This window comes from Pseudomonas gessardii, assembly GCF_001983165.1.
Lineage (GTDB): Bacteria > Pseudomonadota > Gammaproteobacteria > Pseudomonadales > Pseudomonadaceae > Aquipseudomonas > Aquipseudomonas gessardii.
Genome location: NZ_MNPU01000125.1, coordinates 1 through 1312, shown reverse-complemented (window position 1 = coordinate 1312; position 1312 = coordinate 1). Strand labels below are relative to the sequence as shown.

At 52.6% G+C, this 1312-nt stretch carries 1 pseudogene; it reads left to right on the top strand.

Annotated features, from left to right (window positions below):
* Positions 1 to 55: 55 nt before the first annotated feature.
* A pseudogene (locus BLL38_RS29895) lies at positions 56 to 1309 on the top strand (IS3 family transposase).
* Positions 1310 to 1312 lie beyond the last annotated feature (3 nt).

Sequence of the window (1312 nt, the reverse complement as noted above, 5' to 3'; positions counted from 1 at the left end):
GTGTCCCGTCCTGAATAAGGTTTACACCTTCTGATCTGTTTTTCAGGAGGACGTAATGGAATCAGCAAAAAGGCGTAGTCAGCGCGACTACACGTTGACCTTTAAATTGTCGGTCGTCGATCAGGTCGAAAAAGGCGAGCTGAGTTATAAAGAGGCTCAGGAGCGCTACGGGATTCAAGGCAAAACGACCGTTCTGACGTGGTTACGCAAGCACGGTCGGCAGGATTGGAGCCCAGGCAGATACATTGGCTCGCCGAGGATGGGGTCTATGCCCGACAAAAACCGACCATTAACGCCAGAGCAACGCATCAAAGAGCTTGAAGAGCAGTTAGCTCTGTCCAATCAGAAAGCGCAGTTTTTCGAGGCGGTCGTGGATGTCTTGAAGAATGACTACGGTCTCTCTGTCGTAAAAAAGCGTCCCGGCAAGTCCTCGCGCAAAAACGAATCAAAAACCTGAGCATCAGCAGGGCTTGCCAGTTCATGGGGATAAGCCGACAGGCTTACTACAAACGCAATCGCGCCGATGCTGCTCGTCTGGGGCTGGATCAGAAGGTTGCCGATTTCGTTCAGCAAAAACGTCAGCGGCAGCCGCGTTTGGGCACCCGAAAGCTACATTACTTGCTGCATTGCCAGCCCCAACTTGAACTGCAAGTGGGTCGAGATCGGCTGTTTTCGATTCTGCGGGAAAGACGTTTATTGGTAGCTCGCAAGCGGTCTTATCACAAGACGACCAATAGTCATCATCGCTTTCACCGCCACCCGAACCTGCTCAAGCCAGGTCCTGATCAGGTTGTTCCAAGCGGCCCGGAACAAGTCTGGGTGGCTGACATCACCTATTTGCCCACTCAGGAAGGTGTGGCCTATCTGAGCCTGGTAACGGATGCTTTTTCGCGAAAGATCGTGGGCTATCACGTCCATGAAAGCCTTCACACCGAGTCGGTAGCACAGGCACTGCGCCGGGCGGTAAAGCACCGTCGGACAGAGCAGTCGTTGGTGCATCATTCAGATAGAGGTATCCAATATTGCTCGGGGATGTACCAAGCGTTGCACGCGAAGTACGGTATTCGATGCTCAATGACGGACGGCTATGACTGCTACCAAAATGCCTTGGCAGAGCGGGTCAACGGGATATTAAAGACAGAGCTTATGCTCCAGCGACCACAGGATTTAACGCAGGCGAAGAAGATGGTGAGTGAGTCGGTATCGATCTACAACGGCGAGCGTCCGCACCTGTCTTTGAAATACAAAACGCCCGATGCGGTGCATCGGGCGTTAGGGTGAAACAGGTGTAAACCTATTTCAGGACTAGACA